The organism is Arthrobacter sp. B0427-1-12 (assembly GCF_059092905.1).
In genome coordinates this window covers 55,059-70,258 of sequence record NZ_JBNHIC010000009.1, presented here as the reverse complement: position 1 = coordinate 70,258, position 15,200 = coordinate 55,059, and the positions used below count along the sequence as shown (strand labels likewise).

At 65.1% G+C, this 15,200-nt stretch carries 13 protein-coding genes and 2 tRNA genes; 3 read left to right on the top strand and 12 right to left on the bottom strand.

The features are described from left to right. Positions 1-10 precede the first annotated feature (10 nt). Entirely contained in the window at positions 11-2,308 is a 2,298-nt protein-coding gene (locus AC5RWU_RS08325; protein WP_494030465.1) for a protein kinase domain-containing protein, read from the top strand. Between the two features lie 94 nt (positions 2,309-2,402). Here the strand turns inward: AC5RWU_RS08325 and AC5RWU_RS08320 are convergent, their stop codons facing one another. The 3 genes from AC5RWU_RS08320 to AC5RWU_RS08310 are packed head-to-tail and all read right to left on the bottom strand — an operon-like array spanning position 2,403 to position 3,945. Continuing rightward, on the bottom strand, positions 2,403-3,047 hold the full coding sequence (locus AC5RWU_RS08320; protein ID WP_494030466.1) for an aminodeoxychorismate/anthranilate synthase component II: 645 nt from the start codon (positions 3,045-3,047) through the stop codon (positions 2,403-2,405). Further along, the gene (locus AC5RWU_RS08315) at positions 3,044-3,211 is read right to left on the bottom strand and encodes a hypothetical protein (RefSeq protein WP_494030467.1); all 168 of its coding nucleotides are present in this window, start codon (positions 3,209-3,211) and stop codon (positions 3,044-3,046) included. Before AC5RWU_RS08315 ends, AC5RWU_RS08320 begins: the two co-directional genes overlap by 4 nt. Then, positions 3,211-3,945 (bottom strand): class E sortase, encoded by a 735-nt coding sequence (locus AC5RWU_RS08310; RefSeq protein ID WP_494030525.1) that lies wholly within the window; start codon positions 3,943-3,945, stop codon positions 3,211-3,213. Before AC5RWU_RS08310 ends, AC5RWU_RS08315 begins: the two co-directional genes overlap by 1 nt. Before the next feature lie 358 nt (positions 3,946-4,303). On the opposite strand from AC5RWU_RS08310, the gene AC5RWU_RS08305 reads away from it, so the two are divergent. Beyond that, the gene (locus AC5RWU_RS08305; protein ID WP_494030468.1) at positions 4,304-4,552 is read left to right on the top strand and encodes a cell division protein CrgA; all 249 of its coding nucleotides are present in this window, start codon (positions 4,304-4,306) and stop codon (positions 4,550-4,552) included. 1,069 nt (positions 4,553-5,621) lie between these two features. Here AC5RWU_RS08305 and AC5RWU_RS08300 read toward each other — a convergent pair. Together AC5RWU_RS08300 and AC5RWU_RS08295 are read right to left on the bottom strand one after the other, a co-directional pair. Further along, positions 5,622-6,491 carry a rhomboid family intramembrane serine protease gene (locus AC5RWU_RS08300; protein WP_494030469.1) on the bottom strand — a complete coding sequence of 290 codons (870 nt, stop codon included), beginning with the start codon at positions 6,489-6,491 and terminating at the stop codon, positions 5,622-5,624. Positions 6,492-6,543: 52 nt separating this feature from the next. Then, positions 6,544-7,086, bottom strand: a complete 543-nt coding sequence (locus tag AC5RWU_RS08295; RefSeq protein WP_494030470.1) for a peptidylprolyl isomerase — start codon at positions 7,084-7,086, stop codon at positions 6,544-6,546. A 177-nt stretch (positions 7,087-7,263) separates the two neighbouring features. Here AC5RWU_RS08295 and AC5RWU_RS08290 point away from each other — a divergent pair, with 177 nt between their 5' ends. Then, positions 7,264-8,223 (top strand): hypothetical protein, encoded by a 960-nt coding sequence (locus tag AC5RWU_RS08290; RefSeq protein ID WP_494030471.1) that lies wholly within the window; start codon positions 7,264-7,266, stop codon positions 8,221-8,223. Between the two features lie 114 nt (positions 8,224-8,337). On the opposite strand, the gene AC5RWU_RS08285 is transcribed toward AC5RWU_RS08290, so the two are convergent. The 7 genes from AC5RWU_RS08285 to gyrB all read right to left on the bottom strand — a co-directional run bounded on the left by AC5RWU_RS08285 (position 8,338) and on the right by gyrB (position 15,058). Beyond that, positions 8,338-9,231, bottom strand: a complete 894-nt coding sequence (locus tag AC5RWU_RS08285) for a DMT family transporter (RefSeq protein ID WP_494030472.1) — start codon at positions 9,229-9,231, stop codon at positions 8,338-8,340. An 88-nt stretch (positions 9,232-9,319) separates the two neighbouring features. After that, positions 9,320-9,392 (bottom strand) — tRNA-Ala (locus AC5RWU_RS08280). 10 nt (positions 9,393-9,402) lie between these two features. Next, a complete protein-coding gene (locus tag AC5RWU_RS08275) occupies positions 9,403-9,519 on the bottom strand; it encodes a DLW-39 family protein (protein WP_494030473.1) in 117 nt (38 codons plus the stop codon). Positions 9,520-9,567: 48 nt separating this feature from the next. Then, positions 9,568-9,641 (bottom strand) — tRNA-Ile (locus AC5RWU_RS08270). 87 nt (positions 9,642-9,728) lie between these two features. Then, positions 9,729-10,256 (bottom strand): DUF3566 domain-containing protein, encoded by a 528-nt coding sequence (locus AC5RWU_RS08265; RefSeq protein ID WP_494030474.1) that lies wholly within the window; start codon positions 10,254-10,256, stop codon positions 9,729-9,731. Continuing rightward, complete coding sequence (gene gyrA / locus AC5RWU_RS08260) at positions 10,253-12,979, bottom strand: DNA gyrase subunit A (protein WP_494030475.1); 2,727 nt, start codon at positions 12,977-12,979, stop codon at positions 10,253-10,255. Before gyrA ends, AC5RWU_RS08265 begins: the two co-directional genes overlap by 4 nt. A 60-nt stretch (positions 12,980-13,039) precedes the next feature. Then, entirely contained in the window at positions 13,040-15,058 is a 2,019-nt protein-coding gene (gene gyrB, locus AC5RWU_RS08255; protein WP_494030526.1) for a DNA topoisomerase (ATP-hydrolyzing) subunit B, read from the bottom strand. Between the last annotated feature and the right edge of the window lie 142 nt (positions 15,059-15,200).

Sequence of the window (15,200 nt, the reverse complement as noted above, 5' to 3'; positions counted from 1 at the left end):
ACAGCAGACTGTGAACGACCAACGCGTCCTCGACGGACGTTACGAAGTAGGTGAACTCCTCGGCCGTGGCGGAATGGCCGATGTTTACCTCGGCCGTGACATCCGGCTGGGCCGCCGTGTGGCCATTAAACTGCTGCGCGCCGACCTGGCCCGGGATCCGCTCTTCCAATCCCGCTTCCGGCGCGAAGCACAGGCGGTAGCCGCGCTGAACCACCCCACTATCGTGTCCATCTTCGACACCGGCGAAAACCCCGCCGACGGGGACTCGGACCTCAAGGTTCCGTTTATCGTGATGGAATACGTGGCCGGCCGCACCCTGCGGGAGCTTATCCAGGGCAAGGACGTCACCATCGACCAGGCCGTGGACTACACCCTCGGCGTGCTCTCGGCGCTGGAGTACAGCCACCGGGCCGGAATCGTGCACCGCGACATCAAGCCGGCGAATGTAATTGTCACCCCGGAGGGCAGGGTGAAGGTCATGGACTTCGGCATCGCCCGGGCCATCGCGGACTCGGCGGCCACCATGACCCAGACCCAGGCCGTGGTGGGCACCGCGCAGTATCTTTCCCCGGAACAGGCCCGCGGGGAGACTGTGGACGCGCGCAGCGACCTCTACTCCGCCGCCTGCCTGCTGTACGAAATGCTGGCGGGCCGGCCTCCCTTCGTCGGCGACAGCCCGGTTTCCGTGGCGTACCAGCATGTCCGCGAGGTGCCGGAGCCTGCGAGCACGCACAATCCGGAGCTCAGCGCGGCCATGGATTCGGTTCTGGCCCGGGCCCTGCAGAAGGACCGGGAGGACCGGTTCGCGGATGCCGCCGGGTTCCGCGCGGCGCTGCTGGCGGCACACGGCCGGACCCCCGAGCCCACCGGGCATTCCGCGGCACCGTCCCACGCACCGGGGATGGCCGCAGGGACGGCGGGGGTGGCAGGCCTGGCCGCCGGATTGTCCGCCGGTGGCGCGGCCGGAACTGTCGACCTGTCCGAAGCCGGAACGGAGGCCTTCCCAGCCCATCCCAGTCCCGCCGATCACAATCCCGCCGGTCACGGCCCGACCACTCCGGTGACGGCTCCCACCGCGGCCTTCGGCGCCCCCCCGGCGGCGGCCGCGCCGGCCGCCGGAGACGCTGGCGGCGTGTCAGGGCCGGCGCCTACCCAAGCCTATTCCATTGCCCGGGACTATCCGGAAGAACAGGATTACCCGGCCGAACGGGACTACTCTGCGGAACAGGGATACCCAGCCGAACGGGATTATGCGGAGCACCAGGCCCCGGAGGACGGCTCCGCGTGGAACGGTCCGCAGACCCGGTCCATGGCATCGGCCGGCGCCGTCGGAGTCGCGGCCGCCGGGCCCCATGCGGACCCGCCCCGCACCGACGGAGTTCCCACGGCCCTGGCCATCGGCAACAGCAACGAACGGCCTCCGGAACAGCGGGCCAAACGCCGCGCCTGGATCACTACCCTGGCCATCGCCCTGATCTTGGTCCTCGGTGCCGGCGCCTACGTGCTGTACACGCTGACCCGGCCGCCGGCCACCGTCGCGGTTCCGGACGTAACGGGCAGGAGCCAGGCCGAAGCCATGAACATGATTACGGCGGCCGACCTGCGCCCGTTCATCGAGCAGGTCCACCACGACACCATCCAGTCGGGCAACGCCATCGGCACCGACCCGGCCGCCGGAGCGCAGCTGGAACTCAACAGCCAGGTGACGCTCCGCGTCTCCACCGGGCCCTCCGCCGTCGTTATTCCAGCGGATCTGGCGGGCAAGACGGAGGCCCAGGTGCGTGACATCCTGCGCAGCCTGAACCTGGTGGGCAATGAAACCACCACCGCCAACAGCGCCACGGTGCCGCGGGACATGCTGATTTCCACCACTCCCGCGCTCGGCTCGAAGGTCGCGGTCGGCAGCACGGTCAATCTGGTCATCTCCACCGGACAGGTCACCATGCCGAATCTGGTGGAGCTGTCCCGTGCCGAGGCCGAGGCCGCCCTGCAGGATCCGGCAGTCGCGCTGCCGTACAGGTTCCAGGAAGTCGAGAACTCGGTGGTGCCGGCCGGCACGGTGACCAACCAGAATGTGCCCGGCGGCAGCAATGTGGACCAGGGAACCGAAATCCTGGTTACCGTGGCACGGGCACCGGCACCGCCCGCATCACCCACGCCCTCGCCCTCCCCGACCAGCAGCCCCACCGCCACCAGCGGCACCGGACACGGGAACGGCAACGGCAACGGCGCGAACAATGGCAACAGTGGAAACAACGGGAACGCCAATTCCAATCCGGACCGGGGCAACCGGGACGAGGACGACTGACCCCCAGGCCCTGACCCCCGCTGGCTCAGCGTGAAGCGCACGAATACGGCATTATTCGTGCGCCTGCTGCGGAGCGGGCGGGGAGGTTGGCGGGCTATTTGGAGATCAGCGGGCTGAGCGTGGAGGCACGCTCCGCAGCGCCTTCCATGCCCAGGGATTCCAGCCAGTTGCCCAGCAGAAGGTAGCCGCCCTCCGTCAACACGGATTCCGGGTGGAACTGGACCCCGCTCAGCGGAGCCGTCCGGTGGGCCAGGCCCATGATCACGCCGCTGTGGGTGCGGGCGGTGACCTCAAGATCGGCGGGGATGGACTCATTGACAGCGGCCAGGGAGTGGTAGCGGGTGGCTGTGAACGGGGACGGCAGGCCGGCGAAGACATTCCTGCCTTCGTGTTCCACCTGCGACGTCTTGCCGTGCATCAGCTCCGGCGCGTGGGTGACCGTGCCGCCGTACGCCTCAGCCAGTGCCTGATGGCCCAGGCAGACACCCAGCATCGCCTTGCTGTTGTCCCCGCACCAGCGGATCAGCTCGATGCAGACGCCGGCCTCGCCTGGGTTGCCGGGGCCGGGGGAGACCAGCACGCCGTCGCGCGCGGAGGCGAGTTCAACCGCCTCGGCCAGCGTGACGTCGTCGTTCCTTACCACGGTGGTTTCTGCGCCCAACTGCTGGAGGTAACCCACCAGCGTGTAGACGAAGCTGTCATAGTTGTCGATGACCAGGATGCGGGGAACGAAGCTCATCTTTCCAGGGAACCAATCGTGGAGTCGTTTAGCGGGTTGAACTGGGACAGCCAGGGGAAGACATACTGCATCAACAGCATCACAGCCCCGGCAATCAGCGCAGCGGCGATGATGATCCGCAGCCACAGCGGGCCGGGCAGGTGGCGGAATATCCAGGCGTACATCAGATGGACCTTCCTGCGTTGGCTGCGACCTGCGGGGCGATTTCGGCCGGGGGACCGGCCGACGCCGGCTGCCAGGACTCCATCACCCCGTAGGCGATGATGCGCTCCTCGGCCCCGTAGCGCGGATTGCAGCTGGTCATGGTCAGAATCCGTTCGGTGGGAGCTGCCCCGGGCTGGGTCGGTACCGGCGCCAGCACGTCGACCCGGTCCGGCAGCACGATCTGATTGTTGCGGAACACGTACGTGAAGTAGCCGTCCTTGGTCTGGACGTAGATCCGGTCCCCGGGCACCAGGGTGTGGATCAGGTCCAGCACCTGCCCGTGGGTCTGGCGGTGGCCGGCGACGGCGAAATTGCCGACCTCACCGGGCATCGCCGTGCTCTGGTAGTGGCCAAGGCCCAGCGTATCCAGTACGTCCATGCCGGTACCGCCGGTGACCGGGCGGGAATAGGTCTCGCCAAAGCGCGGTATATAGACGACGGCGAACGTCTCACCGTAGTCCGCGGCGGTGAGGACAGCGGGCTCGCCGTAATCCGGCGGCGGAGCGGCCGGGTCCACGGGGGCCGCCGGCTGCTGCGGCACCACCGGGCCGTCGAAATCCTTCAGCAGGTTTTCGACGGCCTGCGACTGCTTGGTGTTGGCCTCGACGTTGGTCCACCAGAGTTCCCAGACCACGAAGAGCACCAGGATGATGCCTGCTGTGATGAGCAGTTCACCGAAGACCTGGGCGATCATTCCGAGGGCTCCGGGGCGGCGGCCGGAGGCCCGGGAGCGGTCCTGGCGCCGGCGTGGGCGCATTTGTCCGGCGGTGGGCGAAGGGGACTGCCGGCCGCCGGGGCGCGCTGCCTCGGACGTGGCTGTGCCGCCGTCGTTGCTTGGCTCCGCCACGCCCTCTCCTGACTGTGTTCCGCCTGGTTCCGTCCCCGCCGCCGGCCGGCGGCGCGCACAAGCGGCAACGTTCGTTAGAATGAGCGCAGCCGCCGTGGATACAAGGATCTTTTGTCAGGATACATTGCGTCCCGCGCGGCGACCCATTCAGCCTACCCAGCCGGCGGCACACGGATCGTCGGCGGTGAGCCCACCAGGAGGATCAGTGCCCGAGTCAAGGTCCCGGAAGAAGCCGACGCAGAACCAGCCGCAGGCATCTTCGGCCCCCAAGCCGAACCCTGTCTGGTACAAGCCGGTGATGTTCGGGCTGATGATCATCGGCCTGCTCTGGATCATCGTTTTCTACATCACCGAAGCGCAGTTCCCGATCGGCGCCATCGGATCCTGGAACATCGTGGTCGGGTTCGGCATTGCGATCCTCGGCTTCCTGATGACCACCCGCTGGAGGTCCTAGCTCCCGCAGAGCCGGGATGCCGCCCCCGGCAATTCGACCGGTCTTCTCCCGGCTGTAGCCCCGTCCGGTCGATACACTGTCGACGCCGGACGCCACTCTTCGTGCCGGACGCACTTTCGCTGCCTCCCGCCCTTTCCATGCCTCCCACGCGGCGCGTCCTGGCGCTTCCCGGGCGCTTCCGCCCGCACCCCTCCTCAGCCGTGCCTTCATCCACCGGCAGTGCCTTCCTCCACTGGCCGTTATGGCGCTGGCTCCCCGATCCCATCCACCGTCCCCGCCGGCTCCGCCGTTCAGCGGTCCGCCGGTGCCTCGGCGCCCCGGGCTGCATCGGGGCTGTCGGCCCCCACTTCCCTGTGGATTATTCGTGCCCGTCAACCTCTGCCCACAGTTCTGCACAGTTGTGCACATAGTTATCCACAGGTGTGGGAAAGTTTGGGGAATTAACAAGCCAGCACCCTTGTGATTCCGCCGTTCTTCTTATCCACAGCTGAGGAATTACATGTGTGTAACTTTATCCCCGGTGTGGATAATGCCTGTGGATAAGCATGCCGATGTCCACATTGAAGGGTTCATTCGAACCTGCGCCCAGTTCGGCTGCCGCTGTGGATAACCCTTTGACGACGTGCCGGAAGTGTGGCGGATTGCTTTCTCCACAGCTGTTTAAAACCCTGTTTAAACTTCCGCCGAACGTCCCGCGGAGGGACCCGGAGCCGTGCCGGAGCCCTGTGGCCAGCCCCATCCTGGGTGCAGGGATGGGTTCTTTGCTCTCCGCTTGACGACGGCGTCAGGTACTCATCCACAGCTGTTTAAAACCCTGTTTAAAACCGTTTCCCCCGCGCCTGGTTGGGCAGGCTCCGGACGCTCAATCAACATTCCAGAACCGACCAGGGATCTTTTTGTCCGCCGGGTACGCCCTGGATTCCCCGCTCGACGAGGGCCTGAGGTACTCATCCACAGCTGTTTAAAACCCTGTTTAAAACTCTTTGGCCAAGGTCAGGGACCTTGGCCAAAGCAACGGGCGGGCGGCGCCGGGCCCGGCGCTCCGCGTGGATAGCACGCTCCGGACAGATTACAGCGGGACAGTGCTCCGCAGGACGGAGACGATAATTAACAGGACCACGATTCCTGCAAGCCCTGCCGCCTGGAACAGGTTCCTGTTCCTCCTCCGCGGCGCATAGGCCAGGACGACGGCGGCGAGGAGGCCTGTCACGAGCCCGCCCAGATGGGCCTGCCAGGAGATGTTGGGGTAGATGAAGCCGATGACCGCGTTGATGGCAATCAGGACCACCAGCGACCGCACGTCTCCGCCCCGTTGGCGTTGTACGACGAAGAGCGCTCCGAAGAGCCCAAAGATGGCGCCCGAGGCTCCCACCACCGGGGTCAGGGGATTCGAGAGCAGCAGCACGCCCACGGAACCGCCCAAGGCGGATATCAGATAAAGCGCAATGAAGCGGGATCGGCCCAGCAGCGGTTCAAGATGCTGGCCCAGGATCCACAGCGCATACATATTGAAGGCAATGTGCAGGATGAAACCCTGCGAATGCAGGAATGCCGCCGTGATCATCCGCCAGGGTTCGAAGGGCACGCCCGGCACGTCCATGGTGTACAACGGCACGTAGGCCAGCGCCTGCAGTATGGCATTATTCGGTACGATCCACTGCAGGACGAACAATGCCGCGCAGATGATCATGATGCCGATGGTCACCTTGGGCTTCCCATCGGTCACTGCTCCGCCGTAGACGGTGCGTGTACCGCGCACGGTGCGGGACATTTCGCGGACGCAGTCCACGCATTGGAAACCGACCGCAGCCGGCCGCTGGCATTCCGGACAGGCAGGCCGCCCGCACCGCTGGCACCTCACATAGGCGACGCGGTCCGGGTGGCGGGGACAGACAGGAACTTCAGGGGCCGGCTGCTGGGCCGGAATTCCGTAGGTCATTTACTTCTTCGCGGATCTTTCGAGGGATTTCGGCAGAGTCGGCCGGTGCAGCTCAGAGCTGCTCGACGGTGATGCTGCTGATGACGACGTCCTCGAGCGGCTTGTCGCGCATGTCCGTAGCAACGCTGTTGAGCTCATCGACAATCTTGCGCGACTCCGCGTCGGCAACCTCGCCGAAGATGGTGTGCTTGCCCTGCAGCCAGGTCGTAGGAACGGAGGTGATGAAGAACTGCGAGCCGTTGGTGCCGCGTCCCATCTGGATTCCGGCGTTGGCCATGGCCAGCTTGTAGGGTTCGGTGAAGTCCAGGTCCGGGTTGATCTCGTCGTCGAACTTGTAGCCGGGCCCGCCGATGCCCTGGCCCAGCGGATCGCCGCCCTGGATCATGAAGTCCTTGATGATGCGGTGGAAAATGGTGTCATCGTAAAGCGGCTTGTTGGTTTCTTCACCGCTCCCCGGATGCGTCCAGGTGATCTCGCCGGTTGCCAGGCCGATGAAGTTCTTCACCGTCTTGGGAGCGTGGTTGCCGAAGAGGTTGACGTTGATGTCACCGTGGTTCGTGTGGATGGTCGCTTTGGCTGTAGGAATGGCAGTCATAGGCCCCATTCTGTCACGGCTGTTCCATCGGTTCGCGGGAACAGCCAGCTTCCGGGCAGGACCGCGGCATCATTCAGCGGACAGTGAAAATCCTGCCCAACTTTTCGGACGCATAGCGCACGCTTGCGCACAGCACGTAGGCTAAAGCCAAACCGTAAATTGTTTCGGGAGGTTGTTGTGACAAAGACAAAAAGCATTGCCCGTGATCTGGAAAACAGCGTCGCAGTCGGCGTGGAAAGCGCCCGGGAATGGGCCACTCCGCGCGTCGAGGCTGCCATGGGCTGGGCAGTGCCCCGCATCGAAAAGGGCATCGAAACCGCCTCTCCGAAAATCCAGGAAGGGATCACCCGGGCCGCGCACCAGCTGGCCGACGGCGTGGCCACAGTGACGCCGCGGCTTCAGGGGAGCCTGGAAAAGGCTGCCCCGAAGATTTCCCACGCCGTGGATGAAGTTACACCCCGCATCCAGGGCACGCTCGACCGTGCCACCCCGGCCATCACCCATGCCAAGGAACGAGTAGTCGGCGAGTACATCCCGGCCCTGTCGCACCGGCTGGGCGAGACCGCAGGCAGCGTGTCCCGTGCCCTCGAATCCGCTGCGGTGCCGGCTCCGGTGCAGGTCGCCGTCGCAAAGGCCACCGGAAACAAGAAGGCCGTGAAGAAAGCGCAGAAAGCCGCTGCCGCGGCCGCGAAGCAGGCCGCCAAGGACCTCAAGCGCAGCGGCAGGAGCAGCAAGAAGGGCTGGCTGATCTTCGGCATCATCGCCGCCGCTGTGGCCGCTGGCATCGCTGCCTGGCGCGCTTCCACTCCGGTCGAGGATCCGTGGAAGACTCCGGCGCCGGTGCCGCCGAAGCCGGACACGGCAGCCCCGGCAGCCACCGTTACGGACGCCTCGGCCAGCACCAACGCCGATGCGGATATCGCCCTGTCGGACACCACCTCCCCCGCAGCGGCCGCCGACCGTGCCGAGAAGGAAGCCGGGACCACCTCGCCGGTCGCCGAGTCGATCGCCGCCGATGAAATCAAGTCCGGTGAAGGAACCGCGGAGGAAACCGACAAGTCCGCCCTGCCGACCGAGACTCTGCCGACCGAGGCCCCCAAGCCGGGACCGCACCGGGCCGACGGCTCTGCTTCCTAAGCGTTCCTAAGGACAGCAGCAGTTCCTGAAGGCGGGGATCCCCACCCGGGGGTCCCCGCCTTTTGCCTGCCGGTCGTAGGGTTTCCGGCGGTTTCCGGCGCCGAACACCCTACGTCAGTCCGCGGCGATGCCAGCGCGGAGCTGCTCGCGCTGCCTGGTCCGGGACTGTGCCAGTACGACGACGGCCAGCCCGGCCAGGATCAGAACGAGCCCCGCGTACGTCCCCACCGGTGGCGCCTGGCCCAAGACGACGGCGGCAAGGATCGCTGCCCCCGGTATCTCGAGCAGGATCAGCAGAGAGACCAGCATCGGGCTCATCACTGCCAGCAGGTGATTGAACACCGTATGCCCCATCAGCTGCGCCAGGACCGTAACGGCGGCGATGCCCAGCCACGCCGCCGGTTCCAGCCGTACCAGCTCAGTGCCGGTGGCCAGGCACAGCAGCAGGAGCAGGACCGCGCAGCCGCCGTAGCACAGCGCCGCGTAGCTGGTGGTGGACAGGCTGCGGCGGACCTTGGCCCCGGTCACTGTGTAGACGGCGGCAAAGATCCCGCCCAGCAGGGCCAGGAGGTCGCCCAGCAGCGCCTGCGGCGCCAGGTTCACGTCGAATCCGGAAATCAGCAGCACCCCGGCGAAGGCCAGCACCAGTCCCAGCAGCACCTTGCCTGGGATGCGTTCCCCGCGAAGCCGGTTGAACAGCGCGATCCAGCCCATCTGCATGCACACCAGGGCGGTGGACGCGGCCACTGAAGTAAGCTTCAGCGACGTCACCCAAGTGGCAAAATGGGCGGCCAGTGCGACGGCGGCGACGGCCACCCAAAAGCAGGTGCGGCGGTCGACGGTGGCCAGTTCTCGACGTTGGGTTACGGCGGCGAAGCTGCCGATGACCGCAGCACCGGCCGCGTTGCGCCAGAAAGCCATGGTGAGGGCAGGAGCGTTGATTCCGGCCAGAAGCGGACCGGAGGCCGAGATGCCGAGCACGCCGATGACGGCCAGGAAGTAGTTCACGAGTGAACTCTAATGAGCGGCCGGCAGCCAGACGAATGGGGCGTTAAAAAGAACTGTCCCGGCTTCATCAGCCGGGACTGTTCATCGGTGGAGGCAAGGGGACTCGAACCCCTAACCCCCTGCTTGCAAAGCAGGTGCGCTACCAATTGCGCCATGCCCCCGCACCGGAAGTCAGTCTACCTTGTCGGTTTCCTTCTTCCAGACAGATTTTTCCGCTTCGGATTCCTGCCACTTCCGATAGACGGCCACTCCTGCGATGGCGGCGGCGAGAGCCAGCAGTTTCTTCACAGTGTGCCTCCTTACGGGTCCGGATTCCTCCGGTCAGTAACGGGTCCGTGGGCGTACCAGGACTTGAACCTGGGACCTCTTCGTTATCAGCGAAGCGCTCTAACCGCCTGAGCTATACGCCCCGATGCCTCATCGGGCCGAGATAAGACTCTACAGCACTTTGCCGCTGAATCCCAAATCGGCGCCGATGGGCCCGGTTTCAGCGCCCTCTAGTCATCGGTCAGGGTCACGCCGATGCCGCCGACCAGCGTCGATGCGATGTTGTAGAGCACCGCGGCAAGCATCGACAGCGCCGTCAGCAGCACGACGTTCACCACGGAGATGATGGTGGCAAAAGACACGACCTGCCCCAGAGAGGCGAAGGACTGGATGCTGAAGCCGCCGCCTTCGGTCCCGGAAATTTCGGACAGCAGGGCATTGACGCTGTCGAAAATGCCGGTCAAGTCCAACACGGTCCACAGCACAATGGCCGTCACGACCGTGACAATGCCCAGCGCCACCGACAGCAGGAAGGACATCTTCAGCACCGACCAGGGATCGATCTTGCTCACCAGCAGTCGCGCCCGGCGGGCCTTGGCCTTAGGAGCCGGCTTCACCAGATTGGGCCGCTGCGCCGTCTTGGCCGCAGAGGCCGGTGCCGGACGCTGTGCCGGACGTGCCGGAGTGTTCACCCTCGGTCCGCTGCCTGGCTGAGGACGGGTCCCCCCCGGCCGCGGGTTTGAGTTGGGTGTGCTCACTCGGTACCTCCATCAATTTCAGGCGCGGCATCGCGGCCGCCCTGTCCGTTTGCAGACAACGGTACTTCATCATCTGCCGCCGGCGCAGATCCGGCATCCCGGTCCACGGCAGCCATGACCCCGGTTTCGTCCCCGCCGGTGCCCGGCTCGACGTCACCCTCGGCCGGCCCACCGGTTCCCGCGAGCGCTGGGGATTCGGCCTCTTCGGGCGCTTCCTCGTCCTCGCCCAGCCCGCGTTCGGTGTTCCGCGCGACGGCGATGATTCGGTCATTCTTGTCCGGCTTGGCAAAAATGACGCCCATGGTGTCTCGGCCCTTGGCCGGGACACCGGCCACCGAGGACCGCACCACCTTGCCGCCTTCCATGACCACCAGAACCTCGTCTTCCTCCTGCACGATCAGGGCACCGGCCAGATGGCCGCGCTCCTCCTGGTACTTGCCCACCTTGATGCCCAGGCCGCCCCTGCCCTGAACGCGGTATTCGGACACCGAGGTCCGCTTGGCGTAGCCGCCTTCGGTGACGATGAACACAAAGGAACCGTCGGTAACCACGTCGGCCGCCAGCAGTTCATCGTCCTCACGGAACTTCATGCCGGTGACCCCTGAGGTCGCGCGCCCCATGGGACGCAGGGCCTCGTCGGTTGCGGTGAAGCGCAGCGACTGCCCACGGCGGGAAACCAACATGAGGTCATCGCTTTCCGAAACCAGCCGTGCGGAGACCAGCTCGTCCCCGTCACGGAGGTTGATGGCGATGACGCCGGCGGACCGGTTGGTGTCATAGTCTTCCAGCCGGGTTTTCTTGATTAGGCCCTTCTTGGTGGCCAGCACCAGGTAGGGCGTCTGCTGGTAGTCCCGCAGATCCAGCACCTGGGCGATGTGCTCTTCCGGCTGGAAGGCCAGAAGGTTCGCCACGTGCTGGCCCTTGGCTTCGCGGCCGCCCTCGGCAAGCTCATAGGTCTTCGCGCGGTAGACACGGCCCAGGTTGGTAAAGAACAGGAGCCAGTGATGGGTGGTCGTGACGAAGAAGTGGTCCACGACGTCGTCCCCGCGCAGCTGGGCACCCCTGATGCCCTTGCCGCCGCGCTGCTGGGAGCGATAGTTGTCGCTTCGGGTGCGCTTGACGTAGCCGCCTCGGGTGATGGTGACCACCATCTCCTCTTCGGGGATGAGGTCCTCGACGCTCATGTCCGAGTCATAGCCCATCATGATCTGCGTGCGGCGGTCATCCCCGTACTTATCCGCGATCTCCATCATCTCCTCGCTGACAATGCTCCGCTGGCGTTCATCGGAGGCGAGGATGGAGTTGTATTCGACGATCTCGGCTTCAAGCTTGGCGTGCTGGTCCTGGATCTTCTGGCGTTCCAGCGCGGCCAGGCGGCGCAGCTGCATGTCGAGGATGGCCTGCGCCTGGATCTCGTCGATCTCCAGCAGGTCCATCAGGCCGTTGCGGGCATCCTCGACGGTCTGCGAAGCACGGATCAGGGCGATGACCTCGTCCAGCGCATCCAGAGCCTTGAGGTAGCCGCGCAGGATGTGGGCGGCTTCCTCCGCCTTGCGCAGCCGGTAGCGGGTGCGGCGGACGATGACGTCCAACTGGTGAGTGACCCAGTGCCGGATGAAGGCGTCCAGGCTGAGGGTGCGGGGCACGCCGTCGACGATCGCCAGCATGTTGGCGCCGAAGTTGTCCTGCAGCTGCGTGTGCTTGTACAGGTTGTTGAGCACCACCTTGGCCACGGCGTCACGCTTGAGCACAATCACCAGGCGCTGGCCGGTACGGCCGGAAGTTTCGTCGCGCATATCCGCGATGCCCTGGATCTTGCCGTCCTTGACCAGCTCGGCGATCTTGATGGCCAGGTTGTCCGGGTTGGCCTGGTACGGCAGCTCGGTGACGACCAGGCAGGTGCGCCCCTGGATCTCCTCCACATTGACCACGGCACGCATCGTGATGGATCCGCGGCCGGTGCGGTAGGCGTCCTCAATGCCCTTGTGTCCCAGGATCTGCGCGCCGGTCGGGAAGTCCGGGCCCTTGATCCGCTGGATGAGCGCCTCCAGCAGCTCTTCCCTGGTGGCGTCCGGGTGGTCCAGGTGCCACTGCACGCCGTTGACCACTTCGCGCAGGTTGTGCGGCGGAATGTTGGTAGCCATACCGACGGCGATGCCGGAGGAGCCGTTGACCAGCAGGTTCGGGAACCGGGACGGGAGGATGGTCGGTTCCTGGTTCTTGCCGTCGTAGTTGTCCTGGAAATCGACGGTTTCCTCGTCGATGTCGCGGACCATCTCCATGGCTAGGGGTGCCATCTTGGTCTCGGTATACCGCGGGGCGGCGGCGCCGTCGTTGCCGGGGGAGCCGAAATTGCCTTGGCCCAGTGCCAGCGGATACCGCATGGTCCAGTCCTGGATCAGGCGGACCAGCGCATCGTAGATCGCAGAGTCGCCGTGGGGGTGGTACTGGCCCATTACTTCACCGACGACGCGGGCGCACTTGTTGAAGGCGCGCTCCGGACGGTAGCCGCCGTCGAACATCGCGTACAGCACACGCCGATGGACGGGCTTCAGGCCGTCGCGGACATCCGGCAGTGCACGGCCGACGATCACGGCCATGGCGTAGTCCAGGTAGGACCGCTGCATCTCCGTCTGCAGGTCGATCTGCTCCACCCGGTCGGTCAGCACATCACCGTCCACCGGAAAATCCTCGGCGGGAACCTTGGGAGTTTCGTCACTCATGGTCTAATAAATTCCGTTCTAGAAATATGTCGGTCCGCGTATATAAAGGGGCTGCTGGCCCTAAATATCAAGGAAGCGGACGTCCTTGGCGTTCTGCTGGATGAAGGTGCGGCGGCTCTCCACGTCTTCGCCCATCAGCACGGAGAACACCTGGTCCGCCGCGGCGGCATCGTCCATCGTCACCTGCAGCAGGGTGCGGTGGTCCGGATCCATGGTGGTGTCCCACAGCTCCGTGTAGTCCATTTCGCCCAGGCCCTTGTAGCGCTGGATGCCGTTCTCCTTGGGCAGGCGGCGGCCGGCGCCCAGTCCCTTCTGCACCACAGCGTCCCGTTCACGGTCGCTGTACACGTAATCATGCGCTGCATTGGACCACTTGATCCGGTACAGCGGAGGCTGGGCCAGATACACGTAGCCGGTTTCGATCAGCGGGCGCATGTAGCGGAACAGCAGCGTCAGCAGGAGCGTCGTGATGTGCTGGCCATCGACGTCGGCATCGGCCATCAGCACGATCTTGTGGTAGCGGGCCTTCTCGACGTCGAAATCCTCGCCGATGCCTGCTCCGAAAGCCGTGATCATCGCCTGGACCTCGGCGTTGCCCAGCGCCCGGTCCAGACGGGCACGTTCCACATTCAGGATCTTGCCGCGCAGCGGCAGGATCGCCTGGGTCTCCGGGTTGCGCCCGCGGACGGCCGAACCGCCGGCCGAATCGCCCTCCACGATGTAGATTTCCGACTTCGACGGATCCTTCGACGAGCAGTCCTTGAGTTTGCCGGGCATTCCGCCGGATTCGAGCAGGCCCTTGCGCCGCGTGGATTCACGGGCCTTCCGGGCGGCCATCCGCGCCTGCGCGGCTTGGATCGATTTGCGGATCACGTCGCGTGCCGGACCGGGATTGCGCTCCAGCCAGTCGCCGAGACCATCCGTCACCACGCGCTGGACAAAGCCCTTGGCCTCCGAATTGCCCAGCTTGGTTTTGGTCTGGCCTTCGAACTGCGGTTCGGCCAGCTTGACCGAAACCACCGCGGTCAGGCCCTCGCGGATGTCATCACCGGTGAGGTTTTCTTCCTTTTCCTTGATGATGTTCTTCTCGCGCGCATAGCGGTTGATCAGCGACGTCATCGCGGCGCGGAAACCCTCTTCGTGGGTCCCGCCCTCATGGGTGTTGATGGTGTTCGCATAGGTGTGGACGCTTTCGGAGTACGCAGTGGTCCACTGCATCGCCAACTCGACGGCGATCTTCTTGTCGGTGTCCTCCGTTTCGAAGGCGATGACCTCCGGATGGATGACGTCCACCTTCTTGGAGGAATTCAGGTACGTTACATAGTCCAGCAGGCCCCGGTCGTACTGGTAGACCACCTGGCGGTGCTTCGGGGCTTCCGGCTCCCCGTCCTCGTGCTCGGCGGTGACCTCGTCCTCCACCTGCAGCGCACGCTCGTCGGTCAGCGTGATCCGCAGGCCCTTGTTGAGGAAGGCCATCTGCTGGAAGCGGGCGCGCAGGGTTTCGAAGTCGAACTCGGTGGTCTCGAAGATTTCCGGATCCGGGTAGAACGTCTGGGATGTTCCGGTTTCGGTGGTCGGCTCGCCCTTGCGCAGACCGCCGACCGGCCGGCCGCCGTCGGCGAAGGACTGGTACCAGATATAGCCCTGACGCTTGATGACAGTTTCCACACGCCTGGACAGAGCGTTCACTACGGAAATGCCGACGCCGTGCAGACCGCCCGACACCGCGTAGCCGCCGCCGCCGAACTTGCCGCCGGCGTGCAGAATCGTCATGACGACCTCGACGGTCGGCTTGCCCTCTGTCGGGTGCATATCCACCGGGATGCCGCGGCCATCATCGACCACGCGGACGCCACCGTCCTCCAGCAGCGTGATTTCGATGTGCGTGCAGTAGCCGGCCAGTGCCTCGTCGACGGAGTTATCCACGACCTCATACACCAAATGGTGGAGGCCGCGGGGGCCCGTGGAGCCAATGTACATGCCGGGGCGTTTGCGGACCGCTTCCAGACCTTCAAGGACGGTGATGTCGCTGGCGCCGTATTCCCTGGGTTTTACGGGCTCCGGCGCATTCTGTTCCATGCTCTCGGTGCCCTCGGGCACGCTCTCGTTAGCCACAGGCGTTGTCGACTCCTCTAGTGACGGACACAATATTTCGCCTCCCGGTCAGGGAAAGGCGCCCCAATGTTCAATTCTACCGTGGACGGAGGGTGGGTCCCGCACC